Origin of the sequence: Methylobacterium sp. yr668, assembly GCF_900116245.1 — a bacterium.
Classification (GTDB): domain Bacteria; phylum Pseudomonadota; class Alphaproteobacteria; order Rhizobiales; family Beijerinckiaceae; genus Methylobacterium.
This window is the reverse complement of the sequence record NZ_FOZY01000003.1, coordinates 86,484-104,965: the sequence shown is the minus strand read 5'-3', so window position 1 is coordinate 104,965 and position 18,482 is coordinate 86,484. Positions and strand designations below refer to the sequence as shown.

The following is an 18,482-nucleotide window of genomic DNA, read 5'->3' as shown; positions in this document are numbered from 1 at the left end:
GATGGCGCCCGCACCCCCCACGACCGACAGGGACTGGCGCGGCTTCGCCCGCGCCCTGGCCCTGTCGATGGTCGGACTCTTCGCGGGCTACCTCGCCCTCGCGGTGCTGGTCGACCCCTACGATACCGGCCGCTCGACGCTGCTGTCCCGGGGGGCCGTGCGGCCGCAGGGGCCCCGCACGGCCTCGGCCGTCCGCGGCCGCGATCCGGCCTATGCGGGCGTGGTGATCGGCAACTCGCACATCCAACTCATCGAGCCGGCGGCACTGACCCGGCTCACCGGCATCCCGTTCCTCCAGCTCTCGGTGCCGGCCACCGGCCCGTCCGAGCAGTTCGCCTTGCTGGGATGGTACCTGCAGCACCACGCCCGCCCCGCCGCGATCGTGCTCTCGGCCGACGCGTTCTGGTGCGCGGACGACCCGTCCTTCCCGAGCGAGCACGGCTTTCCCTACTGGCTCGTGGGGGACTGGCCCGCCTACCTGCGCGGGCTGATCCGCTTCTCGGCCGCGCAGGAGACGGTCAACCGCATCGGCTGGCTCCTGAACCCGCGCCGCAAGACCGCCGCGGCCGACGGCTGGTGGGATTACGAGCGCAACTACCTGAGCCAGGGCTTCGGCGTCGATCCCGCCAAGAAGGCGGCGCTGGAGAAGCCGGTCGGGCCCGAGCCGGAGCCGCGGCACGGCGGGCCGTTCCCGATCGCGGCGCGCCTGCGCGCCGAACTGACCCGGATCCCGGCGGAGACGCCGGTCGTGGTGGTGTTCCCGCCGGTCTACGCCCGCGGCGAGCCGCCGCCCGGCAGCCCTCGGGCGCGGGCCGAGGCCGCCTGCCGGGCCGAGGTGCGCACGGTGTTGGCGACCCACGCGCTCAGCACGGTGGTCGACTGGCGCGACGGCCGCCCCGCGGCGGCCGATCCCGACCAGTTCTTCGACCAGACCCATTACAGGCTGCCGATCGCTCGGAGCCTGACCACGGAGATCGCAGAAGCGATCGTACGGTTGCGGACCAGATGACAGCGTAAAACATCTGTACCGTGGCCTGTTTGCCGCACGCGGCGATGCAGTGACAGCCATTTACAGCCCCTGCATCCGTGTGCGTTGTGGCGATGAGGCACCTCGACTATACGGCACCTCACGTTATCGCCGCACACCGGCCATCCCCTGGTGGGCGGTTTACCATCCAGCGAGGGTGACGCATGGCGAAGGTGCAGCTGGAGGACGGCTACGTCCCGTCCGACGACGAGCCCTTCATGAACGACCGGCAGCGCGAATATTTTCGGCGCAAGCTGCTGAGCTGGAAGAACGACATCCTGCGCGAGGCGCAGGATACGCTGGTGGCTCTGCAGAGCGAGAACGAGAACCACCCCGACCTCGCCGACCGCGCGTCCTCCGAGACGGACCGGGCGATCGAGCTGCGGGCCCGGGACCGCCAGCGCAAGCTCACCGGCAAGATCGACGCGGCGCTGGCCCGAATCGAGGACGGATCCTACGGGTTCTGCGAGGAGACCGGCGAGCCGATCTCCCTGCGCCGGCTCGACGCGCGCCCGATCGCCACCCTGTCCCTCGAGGCGCAGGAACGGCACGAGCGCCGCGAGCGCGTCTACCGCGACGACTGACTGGGTCCGGGCCGCGCGCCAAATCCCGCGCAGCGCCGGCGCGGCGCCTACTGCGTCAGCCGCAGCGCGCCGATGCTGGCCTGGATCGACTTGAAGGCCTTGATCAGGTCGTCGGACGAGTTGGCGAGGTAGAACTGGTCCGGTGACGAGGCGCAGTTCCGCAGCAGCGTCTGGCCGGCCGAGTCGATCGGATCCGCCGGGACGCTGAAGCCGATCGTGTAGATCGATATATTATTTGTCTTCGCGTTGCTGCACGCGAGGGCTGTCAGTTTGTCGAGCGCATCACGCGCTGTGCGGGTGTTCGAAATATTTTGATTGCTGGGCGGAAGCCGCGAATTCGGGTTCGATCCATCGGCGTTCGTAAAGTAGCCGAAGGGAAAGTACATGGATTTATTGTAGGACGGGTTCGAATTTACGGGCCAGGTATTTTCCCCGTCTGTCATGAGGATCATGATCTTGTTGATCGTGCTGAGGTCGGAATTGGCGCTGTTCGAGGAGTAGCGCGCGCCGTCTGCGAACACGCTGTTCGGGGAAAGCGTGCGCCATCCCCACATGAAACCTTCATGAATATTGGTCGAGCCTGAGGCTACCATCAGGTTGATCAGGTTCTTGAGCGTCGTGGTATCACTGGTCAGTCGCTGAAGCGGCTGGGTCGTGCAGCCGAAATTCGGCCCGTTGGGAATACCCGTGTAGCGGTTTCGCGAGGTGGGCGACGGATCGCGGGGGCTGAGATACTTGCATGCACGCGCCTCGGCCGTCGAGAATGACGTGTCCCGGGTCGGCTTGGGGCAATCGGGGCTGTTTGTATAATCGTCGATATAGCTGTTAAAGCTGATACTCGATGAGTTTTTGGTCGAGTATTCGCTATATTCCGACGAGCCGTCACCCGGCTCGTCGGGGGCGAAGAGCGGGAGATAATAAGAATCCTTGTTGCTCGCGGTCGGTGCGCCGTCTTGAACATTCAGGGGATAGGGCAGTGTTTCGAGGCATCCCGCCCAGGCCCAGCCGGAGTTGGCCGCCTGCAACTTCGAGAAGATGTCGAAGCGATTGGTGATGCCCGTGCCCTGAAGGCCGTTGACGTTGAGCCAGTGATAGCTGGATTGCGCAGCTTGATCGATCCAGGTCGCGTAACGATAGGTGGCTGGATTGACAGCCACAGACGCGGCGAACGGCACGATGGAGATCTTGCTCGCGCTGGAGAAGGCCGGGCTGGTGTAGACGTAGTTGACGAAGTCGGTCGCGGCCGTCTGGACGGCCTGGAGCTTCGACTGTCCCCCGCTCGAGGCGGCCATCGAGCCCGTGTTGTCGAGCACGAGCGCGATCTCGAAAGTCTTCGGCAGCGGCGTGGCGCATTGCGAGACGGCGCCCGGGTTGATGCGCTGGGTGCCGGTCAGCCCGCCGAAGAAGGTCGTCGACTGCTTGTGAGCGGTCAGCGTGATCTTGCGCGGGCTGCTGGTGATGGCCAGCCGGTCGACCACGAGGCTCGCGGCCCCCATGGCACCGGTCATCGTCGTCTGCGCCAGGGCGTTGAGTTCGGTCTCGGACGTCGTCAGCGGCGTCTGGCAGAGCAGCAGCGCCGTGGCGTCGGCCGCGGCCTGGAGCTTCGTCTCCAGCCGCGTGGCGAAGCCGTAATCGATCGCCGCGCCGCCGACCATCACCATCGGCACGCTCAGGAACGCGAACAGCAGGGCGACGTTGCCGCCGCGGTCGCGCAGGACATCGCGGCGCCGCTCGGGGCTGCCGTCAGGACTAGCGGACGATCTTCGTGCCATCGCAGTTCGATTGTTTGTCGTCCGGCAGGACGACTTCCGTGTAGGTGCTGGTGCCGTAGGCCTGGCCGCCGCGGGTCGGCCACGGCGCGCTGCTGGTGAACGTGATCGTGTTGCTCACGCCCTTGGCGAGCTTGACCAGCGCGCTCCCGATCATCGGCGTGTAGCTGATGCTGACCTCAGCCAGCACGTAGCGCATGCCCGGCATCCGGTAGCCGTCCGGCACGGTCAGGCTGGACGCGGGGCCCAGGCTCCGCGCGGTCCCGTTGGTGTTGGCGACGCTGGAGCAGACCACCGGGGGACCGCTCGGGTTCTTCGCGTCGGTGCCCATCGCGCTGACCACGATCTTGACCTTCGACGTGTCGAACGGGCGCATCACCGCCGTGGCGGAGGCGAGGATGTCGTTCATCACGGTGGTGCTGATCGGGTTCTGTGTGTCGCCCTGCGCCGTCAGGTCCGCCACCGTGCGGCCGAGCTGCGTCAGCTTGCGCCACTCGTCGATGGCGTGCGTCACCTCGGTCATGCCCGCCCAGATCGCGAGCAGGATCGGCAGGATGACGGCGAACTCGACGGCCGCGCCGCCGCGCCTGTCGTGCCGGAGCCGCGCCGCCCGCCGGGTCAGGACGGTGAGGACGGGCACGGGCTCGCTCCGACGATCTGGTAGGGCTCGGTGCGGAACACCGCCGTGGAGGTCAGCAGGCTCGATCCCTCCGCGGATCCGCTGGTGAACTGCTTCGTGTTGAGGCCCATCAGGTTGAAGAAGGTCGGGAACGGCACCGCCGCGGTGACGATCACGATCGTCCCGGGCGAAGCGCATTTGTAGTTGGAGCCGAAACCCGTGCTCCACGTGCCCGTGGCGGTGTCGATCGGCTTGTTCGCGGTCGCGCTCGCGAAGCTGCTCGAGGTCGCGACGTCGATCTTGACGTTCTGGCAGTTGAACACAGTGGGCACGGGGCTGACGGGCGATCCGCACATCCGCGCCTTCAGGGTCGCGAGCACGGTCGCCGGATTGGTCTGGCCCGCGGTGTCGAGCTGGAATTGGCCGGTGAAGATCGTCCGGACCGCGTTCTGGAGCGCGCGATCGAAATTCTGCGTCGCCCACATCTGGAACACGATCTGGATGATCGCGCCGCACAGCGCCAGGAAGGGCAGGGCCACCAGGGCGAACTCCACCGCGGCCGCGCCCCCGGTGTCGCGCCCGAGGCGCGCGAGGAGGCAACCTGGCGTCACTCTGACCTGCGTTCCTACAAGTCCTCGGCTGTTCATATGCGAGCAGATCAGTCGGAAGTAGCCATCTCATCCGATGTGACGCCAAGCTTTTGCGAAACTCTTAATCTGATCGACTAGACCAGGGTTATCAAACGGCCGCTACTTTTGGTTGTAATAGCGCCGGCGTGTCGCCGACGCGCTGTTGACGCAACGCCTGCGCGCGCCAGTTCCCCGCGCGCAGGCCTGCCGGAGAACCCCATGAGATCCCCCCTGATCGCGCTCGTGGTCGGCGCGGTGGCGCTCGCGCTCGCCGCCTGCGATGCCCCGAAGCCCGGACCGGCCGGACCTCCAGGGGCGAAGGGTGATCGGGGACCGGCGGGGCCGGCCGGGCCGGCGGGGGTGAACGGCGCCACCGGCGCCCGCGGCCCCGCGGGCGACCCGGGACCGGCCGGACCGGCCGGTCCGCCGGGACCGTCCCTGAACAGCCAGGTGCGCCTCGACGTGGCGTGCCGCCGTGACGAGGAATTGATTGGCGCTTACTGCCGAGGCATGGCGGTTGTGCCGTCGGTGACCGTCACGGACGGCGTGTCCACGGTCGGCTGCCTCGACATGACCGCCAAGGCCGCCAAGGATGCCCAGCCCGTCGCGGTCTGCATGAAGAAGTCATGAGACTCGCCGTCCCCGCTCTCCTGGTCGCGCTGGTGTCCGGCCCGGCCTGCGCACAATCCTTCGTGCCCACGGAACGGGCGGCGATCGACCTCGTGCGCGACCGGCGCACCGCCGGCTTCACCACGGTGGCGCGGACGCTGGCCTATGCCGAGCGCGCGACCGGCGGCGCCTTCCGTCTCGGCGGCTACCGGGTCGATTACCGCCCGGACGTCCCCTTCGCCCGGGTGCGGATCTGCTATCGCCTGGGGATCGACCCGCCGACCTGCGGCCTCGCTTACCGCGTCGCGGTCAATCCCGCCCATGTCGAGCCGGCCGACCGCTACAGCGGCCTGACGCGCGACCTGGAGCACGGCCCGCAGGCCTTCCTCCGGGCACTCGCCCGGGAGGCCGACCTCCAGCGCCAGCCGGACGTCCTGCGGAAGGTCGAGGCCGCGCTCGAGCCCTACAACCCCTACGACTGGCGCTGAGGGAGGCGGCTCTCAGAGCAGCCGCGGCCAGCGCAGGAGCCGCTCCGGCGCGAAGGCCGCGACCGGCACGGCCGGTTCCTGGCCGGTGGCGAGGTCGGCGACGATCTCGCCGGTGATCGGGCCGGTGGACAGGCCGATATGGCCGTGGCCGAAGGCGAAGAGCAGGCCGTCGTGCCGGGGGGCGCGGCCGATCACCGGCATCCCGTCGGGGGTCGACGGCCGGGAGCCGAGCCACGGCGCGTTGTCCAGCGGGCCGCCGAGCCGAAGGGTGGAGGCCGCCTCCCGGGACGCCGCATCGATCTGGGTGTGGTCGGGCGCGGCGGCGCGCGCGTTGAGCTCGACACCGGACAGGACCCGGACCCGGTGCTCGCCCATCGGCGACAGGATCGAGCCCGCGCCCGTGTCGAGGATCGGCCGGGTCAGCGGCGCGCTGTCCGGATGCAGGGCGTAGTGGCGGTGGTAGCCGCGTTCGGCCGCAACGGCGAAACGGTAGCCCAGGGTCCGGGCGATCGCTCCGGACGCGGCGCCGGCCGCGAGGACAACCTGTCGGCCCCGCACCGCGCCGCCGTCGTGATCGACGCGCCAGCCGTCCGCCTGGGGCTCCAGCCGGGCGACGCTGCCCCGCAGGCGGCGGCCGCCGAGACCGGTGAACAGGGCCTCGCACGCCTCGATGAGCCGGCCGGGCTCGCGGACCGACCCCGTCTCGGTGAGCAGCATGGCCCGCGCGTAGGGCCGCACCAGCGCCGGCTCGAGCACGCGCAGCGCCGCGGTGTCGAGGATGTCGAAGGCGACCCCGTGCCCGGCCAGGATCTCGCGCTCGAGGGCGGCGGACGCGAAGGCCGCTTCGGTGCGGTAGGCCTTGATCCAACCCGTCCGCTGCAGCCGGTCGCCGGTCCCGGCCCGGGCCGCCAGCCGCTCGTGGGCCGGATAGGCGGCGCTGGTCAGGGGCAGCAGCGCCTCCGCGGCGCGGCGCCAGCGCGAGGCGCGCGCGGCGGCGAGGAAGTGCGCCGTGTAGGGCACGATCCGCGGGAGATGCCCGTAGTGCAGCCGCAGGCCGCGATCGGCGTTGCGCAGGTAGGCCGGGAGCTTGCCCCACAGGGCCGGGCTCGACATCGGCAGGATCGAGCCGCGGCTGACCACGCCGGCATTGCCGTAGGAGGTCCGGGCCCGCGCCTCGCCGGGATCCAGCAGCACCACGTCGAGCCCGCGGTCCCTCAGCGCGATGGCGCTGGCGAGGCCGACCATCCCGCCGCCGACCACCACGATGTCGGCCGTCTCGTCCGTCGCCATGCCGCTCACATCCTGCACCGCACCACGCGCGCCCTTCTGCCGGGTTTCCCGCGTCCTGGGTAGCGGGCGCCGCGGGGCGGCGCATCCGGCCGGTGTGATCGCGAAGTCCCGCGCACATTCCCGCGCAGATCGGCTAGAGAGCGGGCCATGACTCTCGTCCGCTTCGCACCCTCGCCGACCGGGTATCTCCATATCGGCAACGCCCGGCCGGCCCTGCTCAACGCCCTGTTCGCCCGCCGGACCGGCGGCCGCTTCCTGCTGCGCCTCGACGATACCGACGCGGAGCGCTCCACGGAGGCCTTCGCCAAGGCGATCGGCGAGGATCTCGCGTGGCTCGGCGTCGTGCCCGACCTGTTCGCGCGGCAGAGCGACCGCACGGCGCAGCACGACGCCGCCGCCGACCGCCTGCGCGCAGCGGGAAGGCTCTACCCCTGCTACGAGACGCCGGAGGAGCTGGAGCGCCGCCGCAGGCGGCAGCTCGGCCGCGGCCAGCCGCCGATCTACGACCGGGCGGCGCTGCGGCTGACCGCCGAGGAGCGGGCGGCGCTGGAGGCCGAGGGCCGCCGGCCGCACTGGCGGTTCCTGCTCGAGGCGCGGACCGTCGGCTGGGACGACCTCGTCCGCGGGCCGGCCCATGTCGACTGCGCGTCTCTGTCGGACCCGGTGCTGATCCGCGCCGACGGCAGCTATCTCTACACGCTGCCGTCGGTGGTGGACGACGCCGATCTCGGGATCACCCACGTCATCCGCGGCGAGGACCACGTCACCAACACCGGCGTGCAGGTGCAGATCTTCGAGGCCCTGGGCGCGCCCGTCCCGGTCTTCGGCCACCACAACCTGCTGACGACGGCCGACGGGGAGGGGCTGTCGAAGCGCCTCGGCCACCTGTCGCTGCGCGGCCTGCGCGAGGCCGGCTACGAGCCCGCGGCGGTGCGCTCGCTGGCGGTCCTCACCGGCTCGGCCGAATCGGTGCGGGCCGTGCCCGACCTCGACACCCTCGCGGGCCTCGTCGATCTCGGCGAGATCTCGCGGGCGCCGGCCCGGTTCGACCCGGCGGAGCTCGACGGCCTCAACGCCCGCCTGATCCACGTCATGCCGTACCCGGAGGCGGCCACGCGCCTCGCGGCTCTGGGGATCCCGGAGGATCGGGCCGAGGCCTTCTGGCTCGCGGTGCGGGCCAATCTCGGGCGCGTCGCGGAGGCGGCCGACTGGTGGCGGGTCGTGGCCGGTCCCGTCGAGCCGGTGCTCACCGAGCCCGCCGTGATCGCGGCCGCCCGCGAGACCCTGCCGCCCGAGCCGTTCGGCCCGGAGACCTGGAAGGCGTGGACGACCGAGATCCGGACCCGCATCGGGGCCAAGGGCCGCGGCCTGTTCATGCCGCTCCGGCTCGCGCTGACCGGCCTGGAGCACGGGCCGGACCTCGCCGGCCTGCTGCCGCTGATCGGGCGGGAGCGGGCGGCGCGCCGGCTCTCCGGCGCCGCCGCCTGAGCGATCAGCGGCCGGGCTTCGGGCGCGCCTCGATCAGCGCGGCGTCGAGCAGGAAGCTGCCGTCGGCCTCGATGGCGAAATGCGCCGCGACTTCCGCGGGCGCGGTGACCTGCAGCGCCCGGATCGCCGCGACGTGAGTCTCCGGCGTCCGCATCCGGGCGATCCAGCTCGCGAACTCCATGCGCGGCCGGCTCGGCGTCGCGTCGCCGGGCGCGAATCCGGCCGCCTCCAGCAGGGCCCGCCATTCCGAGACCCGGTAGTCGCGCACGTGCGAGGGGTCGCGCAGCAGCTCCAGCGCCTGCAGGTGCGTGTCCAGCAGCGGATCCTCGGGCGCGACGATGTCGCTGACGATGAGGAACCCGTCCGCCCGCAGCACTCTTCGCGCCTCCGCCAGGGCCGCCGGCACGTCGCGCCAGTGGTGGGCGCTGTAGCGGGTCAGGACGGCGTCAAAGCTCGCGTCGGGGAATGGCAGGGCCTCGGCGCCGCCCTGCCGGGTCTCGATCCGGTCGAGCCCCCGCCGGGCCGCCTCGGCCGCGACCGCCGCCAGCATCTCGGCCGACAGGTCGTAGGCCGTGACGGCGGCGCCAGCGGCGGCCGCCGCGAAGGCGACGTGGCCGCCGCCGCAGCCGAGGTCGAGCACCCGCAGACCCGGTCGCGCGCGGACCCGCTCGCCGATCCGGTCGAGATCGGCGCCGGCGGCGTGCACGGCGCTGGTCACGTAGGCGGAGGCCTGCGCGCCGAACTGGTCGACGACGTGTCGGGCGTGGCTGCGGGCGTTCATCGGCGGATCTCCCGGATCAGGTCGCGAGCGGCTTCAGGCGGGACAGCCGCAGGGCGATCATCAGCGCCAGACCGTACAGCCCGCCCACGAACAGCACCACGCCGTTCCACCCGGAATGGGCGAAGAACCAGCCGCCCGCGGTCCCGAGGACCGACGAGCCCAGATAGTAGAGGCCGAGATAGATCGCCGAGGCCTGGGCCCTGTCGCGCAGCGCCCGCCGCCCGACCCAGCTGCTCGCGACCGCGTGGGCGCCGAAGAAGCCTACCGTCGTCACTACGATGCCGGCCAGGATCAGCAGCAGGCGGTCCGAGAGCGTCATCACGATGCCGGCCAGGCCGACGGCGGTGGCGACCCAGAGGACACGGCGGCGGCCGAAGCGGCTCGCCAGCTCGCCGGTGACAGGGCTGCTGACCATACCGGCGAGGTAGACCGAGAAGATCATCCCGATCACCGCCTGGCTCAGCGCGTAGGGCGGGTCCAGCAGGCGGAAGCCGATGTAATTGTAGATGCAGACGAAGCCGCCCATCAGCAGGAACGCCTCGGCGAAGAGCCAGGGCAGGCCGGCGTCGCGGAAATGGTGGGCGAAGCTGCCCGGGACTTCCGCCCAGGCCAGCCGGCGCGGCACGAAGCGGCGCGAGGGCGGCAGCCAGCGCCAGAACGCCAGCGCGGCGGCGAGCGCGAGGCCGCCGATCACCGCGAGCCCGGCGCGCCAGCTGACGAAGTCCGCCATCACGCCGCTGATCAGGCGGCCCGACATGCCGCCCAGCGCGTTGCCGCCGACGAGCAGGCCCATCGACAGGCCGATGGCCTTGGCGTCCATCTCCTCGGCGAGATAGGCCATGGCGACGGCCGGGAGTCCGCTGGCCGTCAGCCCGGTGAGCGCGCGCAGCGCCAGGAAGCCGTACCAGCCGGGGACCAGGGCGGCCACGACCGTGAGCACCGCCGAGGCGACCAGCGAGGCCAGCATCACCGGCTTGCGCCCCCAGATCTCCGAGAGCGGGCTGACGACGAGCAGCGCCACCGCCAGCAGCCCGCAGGGCAGCGACAGGGCGAGGCTGCTCGCAGCCGGCGAGACGCCGAAATCCTCCGCGTAGATCGGCAGGAGCGGCTGGACCGCGTAGAGCACCGCGAAGGTCGAGAAGCCGGCCGCCGCCAGGGCCAGAGCCGTGCGGCGGAAGACCGGTGTGCCCGACCGGATGAGCCCGTCCTCCGCCTCGCTGTTCATGACCGTCCCGCGCCGCTGTCCTCAACCGGTGGTGAGGCGCTGTGGCCGCACGGTCAACTGCCGCGCAGGACAGGCCCGCGCGGCGGCCGCCCTAGCGCGGCGGCGGAGGCGGCGGAGGCGCTGCCTGGCCCTGCCCCTGACCTTGCCCCTGCTGCAGCAGCGGCGTGATCCGCTGGACGACGACGCGGCGGTTCTCCCGCGACGGGCCCTGCGTGTTCACTTTCAGGTACTGCTCGCCGTACCCTTGGGTGGTCAGGTTTTCCGGCGGCACGCGGAACTGCTCGGTCAGCACGGTCGCCACCGACTGGGCGCGCCGGTCCGACAGCGACAGGTTGTCGAGCGCGGAGCCGACGGCATCGGTGAAGCCCTCGATCAGGAACACCTCCCGCGGGTTGGCCTGGATGGCGCGGTTCATCGCGCCGGCGATCACCGACAGCTTGGCCGCCTGATCGGGCGTGACGGTGAACGAGCCGGTGTCGAAGGTGATCGTGTTGATGTCGACCGAGCGAAGGCGGGCGCGGAGGTCCGGGCTGTAGCGGATCTGGTCCAGCGTGTACCGGCGGTCGACCTGCACCACGGGGGGCGCCGTCAGCGCCTCGTAGACCTCCGCCTCGTCGGCCTGGGCGTAATCCACGATGTAGCGGTCCCGCGGGATGCGGATCTCCGGCGGCGGCAGCACCACCACGTCCTCGTAGATCGGGCGGAGCGGGCCGGCGTAGCTGTTGTCGATCAGGACGAGCTCGCGACCGTCGCGGTAGCGGAGGTAGCGGCGCAGCATCCGACCGTCGTCGTTCGTGACGGTGACGATCTGCTCGCCGCCGGGCCGGTCGACGTAGCTGTAGAAGTCCGCGCCCTGCCGCTCGAACCGGTAACCGCGCGGGTCGAGGGTGCGGAAGCGCTCGTTCTCGTCGTGGCGGATCAGGTAGCCGTCGCGGTCCTGCACGATGATGCGGCCCGGCTCCCGGTAATAGGTCCGGCCATCCTCCCGGAACTCGCGCCGGTCTGTGCGGACCTGATCGAAGTCGCGCACGCCATCGTTCTGGCGGAAACCGCCGGGGACGTAGCCGGGCTGTCCCGGCCGGTTGAAGGCGTTCGGGTCGGCCGGACGGCCCGGGCCGCCCGCGGGCGGCTGTCCCGGCTGTGCCGGCGCCGTCCCGGGCTGCGGGCCGCCGGGCGGCGGGGCCTGTCCGGGGGCGGGAGCCTGGCCCGGCGGCACGAACGGCCGTCCCGGAATCCCGGGGGCCATGTTGGGCGGCACCGGCCGTCCGGGCTCGGCGCCGGGAGCACCGTTGGGCTGGGCCGGCGCCCGTCCCTCGGGCTGGGCTCCCTGCGGCTGGAACGGCCGTCCCGGAACGCCCGGAGCGGCGTTGGGCGCCTGCGGACGGCCGGGCTCGGCGCCGGGACCGCCATTCGGCTGGGCGCGGTTCTCGGGCAGACGGTTGTCGGGCTGCGCGTCTGGGCGCTGGGCCGGTCGACCGGGTGCGCCGGGGGGCGCGTTCGGCGGCTGAGACCGATCGCCGGGTGCACCCGGACCGCCCGGACGCTGACCCGGCGGTCCGCGATCCGGCGCGGACCGGTCGGGGGCCGCGTCACGCTGCGCGGGACGGTTCGGCTGGTCGTCGGGACCGGGGCGATCCCGGTCGGGCGCCTGGCGCTGATGCGGCGGGGCCGGCGGACGCTCCGGCGCCGGCCGCGCCTGGGGCGGCGGAGCCTGATCGCGATCCGGCGCCTGCTGACGCTCGGACCGTCCCGGGCCGGGCCGATCCTGCGGCCCGCGGTCCGGACGGTCCGGCTGCTGATCCCGCCGGTCTTGCTGTCGGTCCTGCTGCCGCTCCGGTTGGCGGTCCTGCCGGTCCGGCGCCGGGGGACGGGCCGCCGGCGGCTCCGGCCGGCGCTCGGGCGCGCGCTCCCGCGGAGGCGGTTCGGCCTGCGGCTGGCGCTGGGCGGGCGGTTCGGGCCGCTCGCGCGGGGGCGGCGGCGCCCGCTCCGGCCGGGGTTCGGGCCGCTCGCGCGCGGCCGGTGGGCCCGGCGGCGGGCCGGGACGCTCCTGCGGCGGCCGCTCGGGGCGCGGGCCGCCGTGCGGGGGCTCGCCGCCGCGGGGGCCGCGCTCCTCCGGTCCGCCCTGCGCCACCTGGATCCGGCCCGGCGCGGCGTCTGCGAGCTGCACGAGCGTCAGGCCCGGCAGCACCGTGCCGGTGAGGAGGATCAGGCGGAGCAGGCGCATCGCGGTCTCGTGTCGGTTCAGGCCGAGCCGAACACCGGACGTCGCGTATGGTTCCGCGCCCGTCGGCGCGAAACCGGTCTCAGGGGGTGAGGCGCTGGGGCACCGCGATGACGTCGGGCGCGATGATGCGCACGGCAACGTGATCTGGCTTGGCCTCCGCGGCCTCCGCGGCCTTCGTGCCGTCGGCCGCGGCAGGCTGGACCTTCGCCGCATCGTCGCGGCCGGGTCCCGCGCCGCCCTTCGTGTCGACGCCCGCGCGGCCGGCGGCGTCGGCGGCGAGCTCCGCCGCGGTCCGGTCGGCCCGGCCGACGAGGGTCAGGCGCACCTTCGGCCGGGACAGGGCCTCGGCCTGCATCGGCGTGACGAAGATGTCGCCCTTGTGCCGGACCAGCATGCTCTCGGCCTTCACCAGAGACTGCGCCCAGGACTTGCCCTCCGGCTTGCAGGAGCAGTTCGGCACGAATTCCTTGCGGAATTTGAAGGCGTTGGCGAGGTTCGTGTAGGCGCGGCTGCCCTTCACCGTGGCGGCGTGCTTCAGGGCGTCGTCGCCGTACGGCATGGAATAGGCCTGCGCCTCGGTCCCCGGGCAGAGCGCCTGACACATCTCGTCGGCGCCGCCGCGGCCCTCTGGCAGGTTCTTCATCGGGAAGTAGCCGCCGTCGCAGGTCCGCACGCAGACCATCTGCGGGCCGCCCCGGCCGTAGGCCTCACCGGAGCCGGCATAGGCCTCGCGCGGCGGGCAGGTGGAGGCGACCAGCCCCTGGAGCTCCCGCTTCCGGGCGCCGCTGTCGTCGATCACGGCGCCGCCGTAGGTGGCCTTGAGCGCGCGGATGCGCTGCTCCACCGCGCCGCACTGGGGCGGCCGGGTGTCGAAGAACAGGAACTTGCCGCCCTCGCAGTTCAGGCCGCGGAAATAGGCTTCGAGCCGACCGATCTCGTCGTTGAGCGCGCGCGTCGTGCTGGCGCCGCTCTGGAGCGAGGCCAGCTCCGCCCGGTAGCGCCGGCACTGCGGCGACGGCAGCTGCGGCGCCGGCCGCGCCTCGGCGGGCGCCGGGGCGGGCGCGGCCTCCTGCGCGCTGGCGGAGATGGCGAGCGGAGAGGACAGTCCGAGGGCTATGGCCGCGCTCAGGATGAGGCGGCCGAGCGTACGGACGATCGGGCGGTGAGGCATAGGCTGCATCGCGTTGATCGGGTGCGCGGCGATCCGGAGTATCCGGAGCCCGCGCGCATCCGCGCTTCGGGACGGAAGCGGGGCCATTCTACGCCCCCTCGCAAGACCGCGACACCCCTCCTACATCCGGCCCGCAAGCGTGAGGGGGAATTGACCGGCGATGTTGTTTCGGAGTCTCACCTATGTTGGGCTTCTCGCACTGGGCCTGGCAGCGGCCGGTCCGGCCGCGGCGCAGGAGCCGGACCGGATTTTCGACAAGTCGACGGTCTGGCGCCCGCTGACGCCCAACGACAAGCTCGTGGTCTACGGCGTCGACGATCCGGCGGTCTCGGGCGTGTCGTGCTGGTACACCCAGCCCGAGAAGGGCGGGATCAAGGGCACACTGGGCCTGGCCGAGGATGTCTCGGACATCTCGCTGGCCTGCCGGCAGACCGGGCCGATCGCCTTCAAGGGCAAGCTCAGCCAGGGCGAGGTGGTGTTCAGCGAGCGCCGGTCGCTGATCTTCAAGTCGATGCAGATCGTCCGCGGCTGCGACGCGAAGCGCAACACGCTGATCTACATGGTCTACTCGGACAAGGTCATTCAGGGCTCGCCGAAGAACTCGACCTCGGCGGTGCCGCTGGCGCCCTGGGGCACCGAACCGGCGCAGAAATGCGCCGACTTCATGAAGTGAGCGGCACCCGGTGACGCGAGCTTTCCGCGCGGCGGCCCGGCGACGGGCCGTCCGCGGTCGGCTCAGTCCTGGCAGGTGATCCGGATCGGGCGCTCGGACGGCGCCGGGACCGGCTGGCTGATCGCGCCGGTATACTCGTCGGCGGCGGCGACGCCGTAGGAGTTCGCCGCGGCGTAGCCCTGGGCCTCGCACCACGCGTTGGCGACCACCTGGCCGCAGGCGCTGCCCGGCGTCGTCAGGCACTCGCCGACGCCGTAGCCGTCGCTCGACGGGATCAGGAAGGTCTTCTCGACACGGGCCGGCGCCTTCGCGGGCGTCTCGCCGTCGGTGCCGGCCAGCGCGGCGTGGGTCAGGCCCGCGCAGGCGAGAACGGTGGCGAGAGCGAGGGAACCAACGGCCGAGCGTCGCATGGATTGTCCTTGGGCACAGGATCTGTGGCGTGAGGATCGTGGCCCGGACGGTCCGACGGCGCGGTTAAGGAAGCCTTACCCGCATGGCGCGCAGGCCATCTCGAATTCCTCACGCTTTTGGGTTAGCCCCATCGCGCGGGCCGCGCCGTCGCCGCGATGCAACAGGGTGCCGTGCCGGGGCTGGCCGATCCGCCACGTTTCGGCCGCTCTTCGCCGCGCGGGGCCCTCAGGTCGTTGAAGACAGGGCCGGATTTCCGGCCACGGCTCCGGGCCGGATGTCATCCCCGGCGCCGGAGAAGGGATGGGTTTCATGGCGCCGATGTTGCGGCTCTACAACACGCTCACCGGCGCCAAGGAGGCGTTCGCGCCGATCGACCCGCAGCATGTCCGCGTCTACGCCTGCGGCCCGACGGTCTACGACGCCGCCCATATCGGCAACGCTCGGCCGATCATCGTCTTCGACCTGCTGTTCCGCCTGCTGCGCCACCTCTACGGGCCGGAGCACGTCACCTACGCGCGCAACGTCACGGACGTGGACGACAAGATCAACGCCCGGGCGGCAGAGCGCGGCATCACCATCCGCGAACTCACCGACGGGACGCTGGCGCAGTTCCACCGCGACGTGCGTGACCTCGGCGTGCTCATGCCGGAAGACGTGAACGTGCCGGGCGCGCGAGCCCGCTTCGTCGAGCCCCGCGCCACCGACCACATCGCCGAGATGGTGACGATGATCGAGGCGCTGGTCCGGGCCGGCCACGCCTATGTGGCGGAGGACCACGTGCTGTTCGACGTCCCCTCGATGCCGGATTACGGCGGCCTGTCGAAGCGGCCCCTCGACGAGATGGAGGCGGGGGCCCGGGTCGAGGTCGCCCCCTACAAGCGCTCGCCCCTCGACTTCGTCCTGTGGAAGCCGGCGAAGCCCGGCGAGCCGTCCTGGCCGTCGCCGGCCGGCATCGCCGCCGCCGGCCGCCCGGGCTGGCACATCGAATGCTCGGCCATGTCGGCCAAGCATCTCGGCCGGACCTTCGACATCCACGCGGGCGGCATCGACCTGATCTTCCCGCACCACGAGAACGAGGTGGCGCAGTCCCGCTGCTGCTTCGGCACGCCGGTGATGGCCAACGTCTGGCTGCACAACGGCTTCCTCCAGGTGGAGGGGGAGAAGATGTCGAAGTCGCTCGGCAACTTCATCACCATCCGCGACGTGCTGAAGGACTGGCCGGGCGAGGTCGTGCGCCTCACCATGCTCAAGACCCAGTACCGGCAGCCGATCGACTGGACCCTGCGCGGCCTCGAGGAATCGGCCCGCGTGCTCGACCGCTGGTACAACGCCGCCGGGGACGCGCCCGCCGCGCCCGACATCCCCGCCGGGGTCGTCGAGGCGCTCTGCGACGACCTCAACACGCCGGCCGCGATCAACGAGCTGCACCGGCTCGGGAGCGGTGCGGAGGCGCAGCCCGGGGCGCTCCGCGCCGGCGCGAACCTGCTGGGCTTCCTCGCGCGCACCCGCAGCGACCGCGAGCAGGATCAGGTCGCGGCGTCCGGGGTCGACGTCGCGGCGGTCGAGGCGCTGATCGCCGAGCGCCGGGCGGCGCGGGCCGCCAAGGACTGGCCCGCCTCGGACCGGGCGCGCGACGCCCTCGCGGCGATGGGCGTCGCCGTGAAGGACAACAAGGACGGCACCACGACTTGGACGGTGGCGCGCTGATCGCCGAGCCGGCCGCCGATGACACGGACGTGACGGCGGCCGCGTCCTCGCGCCGGCTTGCGCGGCGCCGCGCGTGCGGCATCTGTGGTCCGGGGGCTCGCGGCGGAGATGAGCAGCACGTGATCAGCTTCGGGACCAGCTTCGGGACGACCTTCCGGACCATCGGGGCGCGACGCGGCGCCGCCGCGACGGCGCTCACCCTCGGTCTGGGCCTGTCGGGCCCGGCCGCCGCGATCGACGGCGGCTCGGCCGCTGGCCGGGATGCCCTGGCGCAGGCCACCGTGGCGATCGGCACGATCACCCAGCCCGAGGAGGCGCTGAAGCTGACCCGCTGCACCGGCGTGCTCATCGCGCCGGATCTCGTGCTCACCGCGGCCCATTGCGTGAACGGCGATCCGCTCGGCGCGCTGGTCGTGTTCTTCCGGGGCAGCGAGCCGGCGCGGCCGGTCTACGGGGCGCGTGTCGCCGCCCGCTACAGTCCCGATCCGGGGGAGATGCTGCCGAACGAGGCGTCGGGCGTCAGCCTCTCCGACCTCTCCCTCGACCTCGCGGTCCTGCGCCTGACCGAGCCGGTGCGCGACCGGCGGCCGGTGCCGCTGGCGGCGGATCCCGGCCGGGTCCCCAAGAGCCTGCGCATCGCCGGCGCCGGCCTCTCCGGTCGGACCGTCGGGCGCCTGCGCACCGCCACGCTGACGCCGGTGGCGGCGAGCAGCACCGGGCTGACCATCGCGCGGGCCAACGGTGCCCGGGTCTGCTTCGGCGATTCCGGCGGCCCGGTCGTCGCGCAGGATCGCCGCGGCACCTACATCTGGGGCGTGGCCAGCGCGGTGATCAGCCGGGCCGCGCCCTGCGGCGGCTACGTGGTGATCGCGCCCGCCGCGCAGGTCTTCTCGGCCACCGGGACGCGGTGAGGGCTGCGGATATCGCCGGAACGCGAAAACCCCGCGCGGCCGGACCGCGCGGGGTTTTTCAGGAGACGGTGCGACCGGCGGATCAGACCGCCATGCGCTCCTCGCCGTCCATCGGCTCGCGCAGCACGTAGCCGCGGCCCCAGACGGTCTCGATGTAGTTCTTGCCCTGGCTGGCGTTGGCGAGCTTCTTGCGCAGCTTGCAGATGAAGACGTCGATGATCTTCAGCTCCGGCTCGTCCATGCCGCCGTAGAGATGGTTCAGGAACATCTCCTTGGTGAGCGTCGTGCCCTTCCGGAGCGAGAGGAGTTCCAGCATCTGGTACTCCTTGCCGGTGAGGTGCACCCGGGCGCCGCCGACCTCGACGGTCTTCTGATCGAGGTTCACGATCAGGTCGCCGGTGGTGATGACCGACTGGGCGTGGCCCTTCGAGCGGCGCACGATGGCGTGGATGCGCGCCACCAGCTCGTCCTTGTGGAACGGCTTGGTGAGGTAGTCGTCGGCGCCGAAGCCGAGGCCCTTCACCTTGTCCTCGATGCCGGCCATGCCGGAGAGGATCAGGATCGGGGTCTTCACCTTCGCCACCCGCAGCGAGCGGAGCACCTCGTAGCCCGACATGTCGGGCAGGTTCAGATCGAGGAGGATGATGTCGTAATCGTACAGCTTACCGAGATCGACACCCTCTTCCCCGAGGTCGGTGGTGTAGGTGTTGAAGTTCTCGGACTTGAGCATCAGCTCGATGCTCTGCGCGGTCGCGCTGTCGTCCTCGATCAAAAGTACCCGCATCGTCGGTCCCCAGCCCCGCCGGCCGCATCAGCGCGCAGACACGTCCCAGCCTTCGCCCGCCACCGGCCTGTGGACGGGCGCTCCGTCGCTCT

At 71.8% G+C, this 18,482-nt stretch carries 18 protein-coding genes; 8 read left to right on the top strand and 10 right to left on the bottom strand.

Annotated features, from left to right (window positions below):
- The first annotated feature begins 1 nt into the window (after window position 1).
- Window positions 2-1,009, top strand: a complete 1,008-nt coding sequence (locus tag BM419_RS05085) for a hypothetical protein (protein ID WP_091925162.1) — start codon at window positions 2-4, stop codon at window positions 1,007-1,009.
- 182 nt (window positions 1,010-1,191) lie between these two features.
- Entirely contained in the window at window positions 1,192-1,611 is a 420-nt protein-coding gene (gene dksA, locus BM419_RS05080; protein WP_012322444.1) for an RNA polymerase-binding protein DksA, read from the top strand.
- A 47-nt stretch (window positions 1,612-1,658) separates the two neighbouring features.
- Here dksA and BM419_RS05075 read toward each other — a convergent pair whose 3' ends face one another.
- From BM419_RS05075 to BM419_RS05065, 3 genes are read right to left on the bottom strand one after another with little or no spacing between them, the layout of a single operon-like run.
- A complete protein-coding gene (locus BM419_RS05075) occupies window positions 1,659-3,383 on the bottom strand; it encodes a pilus assembly protein TadG-related protein (protein ID WP_091925159.1) in 1,725 nt (574 codons plus the stop codon).
- A complete protein-coding gene (locus BM419_RS05070) occupies window positions 3,361-4,020 on the bottom strand; it encodes a TadE/TadG family type IV pilus assembly protein (RefSeq protein ID WP_091925156.1) in 660 nt (219 codons plus the stop codon). The genes BM419_RS05075 and BM419_RS05070 overlap by 23 nt, the downstream gene beginning before the upstream one ends.
- The gene (locus BM419_RS05065) at window positions 3,999-4,610 is read right to left on the bottom strand and encodes a TadE/TadG family type IV pilus assembly protein (protein ID WP_244539995.1); all 612 of its coding nucleotides are present in this window, start codon (window positions 4,608-4,610) and stop codon (window positions 3,999-4,001) included. Before BM419_RS05065 ends, BM419_RS05070 begins: the two co-directional genes overlap by 22 nt.
- 237 nt (window positions 4,611-4,847) lie before the next feature.
- On the opposite strand from BM419_RS05065, the gene BM419_RS05060 reads away from it, so the two are divergent.
- Window positions 4,848-5,258, top strand: a complete 411-nt coding sequence (locus BM419_RS05060) for a hypothetical protein (protein WP_091925149.1) — start codon at window positions 4,848-4,850, stop codon at window positions 5,256-5,258.
- Window positions 5,255-5,725, top strand: a complete 471-nt coding sequence (locus BM419_RS05055; RefSeq protein WP_091925146.1) for a hypothetical protein — start codon at window positions 5,255-5,257, stop codon at window positions 5,723-5,725. The genes BM419_RS05060 and BM419_RS05055 overlap by 4 nt, the downstream gene beginning before the upstream one ends.
- Before the next feature lie 12 nt (window positions 5,726-5,737).
- Here the strand turns inward: BM419_RS05055 and BM419_RS05050 are convergent, their stop codons facing one another.
- A complete protein-coding gene (locus tag BM419_RS05050) occupies window positions 5,738-7,015 on the bottom strand; it encodes an NAD(P)/FAD-dependent oxidoreductase (protein ID WP_091925142.1) in 1,278 nt (425 codons plus the stop codon).
- Window positions 7,016-7,162: 147 nt separating this feature from the next.
- Between BM419_RS05050 and BM419_RS05045 the strand changes: the two genes are divergently transcribed.
- The gene (locus BM419_RS05045) at window positions 7,163-8,503 is read left to right on the top strand and encodes a glutamate--tRNA ligase (protein WP_091925139.1); all 1,341 of its coding nucleotides are present in this window, start codon (window positions 7,163-7,165) and stop codon (window positions 8,501-8,503) included.
- A gap of 4 nt (window positions 8,504-8,507) precedes the next feature.
- Here the strand turns inward: BM419_RS05045 and BM419_RS05040 are convergent, their stop codons facing one another.
- From BM419_RS05040 to BM419_RS05025, 4 genes are all read right to left on the bottom strand, one after another.
- The gene (locus tag BM419_RS05040; RefSeq protein ID WP_091925136.1) at window positions 8,508-9,284 is read right to left on the bottom strand and encodes a class I SAM-dependent methyltransferase; all 777 of its coding nucleotides are present in this window, start codon (window positions 9,282-9,284) and stop codon (window positions 8,508-8,510) included.
- Window positions 9,285-9,300: 16 nt separating this feature from the next.
- Window positions 9,301-10,509: an MFS transporter gene (locus tag BM419_RS05035; RefSeq protein ID WP_091925134.1), complete on the bottom strand. Its 1,209-nt coding sequence runs from the start codon at window positions 10,507-10,509 to the stop codon at window positions 9,301-9,303.
- Between the two features lie 91 nt (window positions 10,510-10,600).
- Window positions 10,601-12,733: an OmpA family protein gene (locus BM419_RS05030; protein WP_091925131.1), complete on the bottom strand. Its 2,133-nt coding sequence runs from the start codon at window positions 12,731-12,733 to the stop codon at window positions 10,601-10,603.
- Between the two features lie 79 nt (window positions 12,734-12,812).
- Window positions 12,813-13,904: a DUF2865 domain-containing protein gene (locus BM419_RS05025; RefSeq protein ID WP_091925128.1), complete on the bottom strand. Its 1,092-nt coding sequence runs from the start codon at window positions 13,902-13,904 to the stop codon at window positions 12,813-12,815.
- 160 nt (window positions 13,905-14,064) lie between these two features.
- Here BM419_RS05025 and BM419_RS05020 point away from each other — a divergent pair, with 160 nt between their 5' ends.
- Entirely contained in the window at window positions 14,065-14,577 is a 513-nt protein-coding gene (locus tag BM419_RS05020) for a CreA family protein (RefSeq protein ID WP_020092910.1), read from the top strand.
- 62 nt (window positions 14,578-14,639) lie between these two features.
- On the opposite strand, the gene BM419_RS05015 is transcribed toward BM419_RS05020, so the two are convergent.
- Window positions 14,640-14,987 carry a hypothetical protein gene (locus BM419_RS05015; protein ID WP_042672904.1) on the bottom strand — a complete coding sequence of 116 codons (348 nt, stop codon included), beginning with the start codon at window positions 14,985-14,987 and terminating at the stop codon, window positions 14,640-14,642.
- A 310-nt stretch (window positions 14,988-15,297) separates the two neighbouring features.
- On the opposite strand from BM419_RS05015, the gene cysS reads away from it, so the two are divergent.
- Together cysS and BM419_RS05005 are read left to right on the top strand one after the other, a co-directional pair.
- Window positions 15,298-16,695: a cysteine--tRNA ligase gene (gene cysS / locus BM419_RS05010; RefSeq protein ID WP_091682054.1), complete on the top strand. Its 1,398-nt coding sequence runs from the start codon at window positions 15,298-15,300 to the stop codon at window positions 16,693-16,695.
- A 119-nt stretch (window positions 16,696-16,814) separates the two neighbouring features.
- Window positions 16,815-17,606: a trypsin-like serine protease gene (locus BM419_RS05005; RefSeq protein ID WP_244540700.1), complete on the top strand. Its 792-nt coding sequence runs from the start codon at window positions 16,815-16,817 to the stop codon at window positions 17,604-17,606.
- A gap of 82 nt (window positions 17,607-17,688) precedes the next feature.
- On the opposite strand, the gene BM419_RS05000 is transcribed toward BM419_RS05005, so the two are convergent.
- A complete protein-coding gene (locus BM419_RS05000) occupies window positions 17,689-18,390 on the bottom strand; it encodes a response regulator transcription factor CtrA (RefSeq protein ID WP_010683835.1) in 702 nt (233 codons plus the stop codon).
- Window positions 18,391-18,482 lie beyond the last annotated feature (92 nt).

Bases quoted from the DNA above. Each gene is read 5' to 3' on its own strand.
- BM419_RS05085 (WP_091925162.1), top strand. From the start codon at position 2: ATGGCGCCCGCACCCCCCACGACCGACAGGGACTGGCGCGGCTTCGCC.
- dksA (WP_012322444.1), top strand. From the start codon at position 1,192: ATGGCGAAGGTGCAGCTGGAGGACGGCTACGTCCCGTCCGACGACGAG.
- BM419_RS05075 (WP_091925159.1), bottom strand. From the start codon at position 3,383: ATGGCACGAAGATCGTCCGCTAGTCCTGACGGCAGCCCCGAGCGGCGC.
- BM419_RS05060 (WP_091925149.1), top strand. From the start codon at position 4,848: ATGAGATCCCCCCTGATCGCGCTCGTGGTCGGCGCGGTGGCGCTCGCG.
- BM419_RS05055 (WP_091925146.1), top strand. From the start codon at position 5,255: ATGAGACTCGCCGTCCCCGCTCTCCTGGTCGCGCTGGTGTCCGGCCCG.
- BM419_RS05050 (WP_091925142.1), bottom strand. From the start codon at position 7,015: ATGGCGACGGACGAGACGGCCGACATCGTGGTGGTCGGCGGCGGGATG.
- BM419_RS05045 (WP_091925139.1), top strand. From the start codon at position 7,163: ATGACTCTCGTCCGCTTCGCACCCTCGCCGACCGGGTATCTCCATATC.
- BM419_RS05040 (WP_091925136.1), bottom strand. From the start codon at position 9,284: ATGAACGCCCGCAGCCACGCCCGACACGTCGTCGACCAGTTCGGCGCG.
- BM419_RS05035 (WP_091925134.1), bottom strand. From the start codon at position 10,509: ATGAACAGCGAGGCGGAGGACGGGCTCATCCGGTCGGGCACACCGGTC.
- BM419_RS05030 (WP_091925131.1), bottom strand. From the start codon at position 12,733: ATGCGCCTGCTCCGCCTGATCCTCCTCACCGGCACGGTGCTGCCGGGC.
- BM419_RS05025 (WP_091925128.1), bottom strand. From the start codon at position 13,904: ATGCCTCACCGCCCGATCGTCCGTACGCTCGGCCGCCTCATCCTGAGC.
- BM419_RS05020 (WP_020092910.1), top strand. From the start codon at position 14,065: ATGTTGTTTCGGAGTCTCACCTATGTTGGGCTTCTCGCACTGGGCCTG.
- BM419_RS05015 (WP_042672904.1), bottom strand. From the start codon at position 14,987: ATGCGACGCTCGGCCGTTGGTTCCCTCGCTCTCGCCACCGTTCTCGCC.
- cysS (WP_091682054.1), top strand. From the start codon at position 15,298: ATGGCGCCGATGTTGCGGCTCTACAACACGCTCACCGGCGCCAAGGAG.
- BM419_RS05000 (WP_010683835.1), bottom strand. From the start codon at position 18,390: ATGCGGGTACTTTTGATCGAGGACGACAGCGCGACCGCGCAGAGCATC.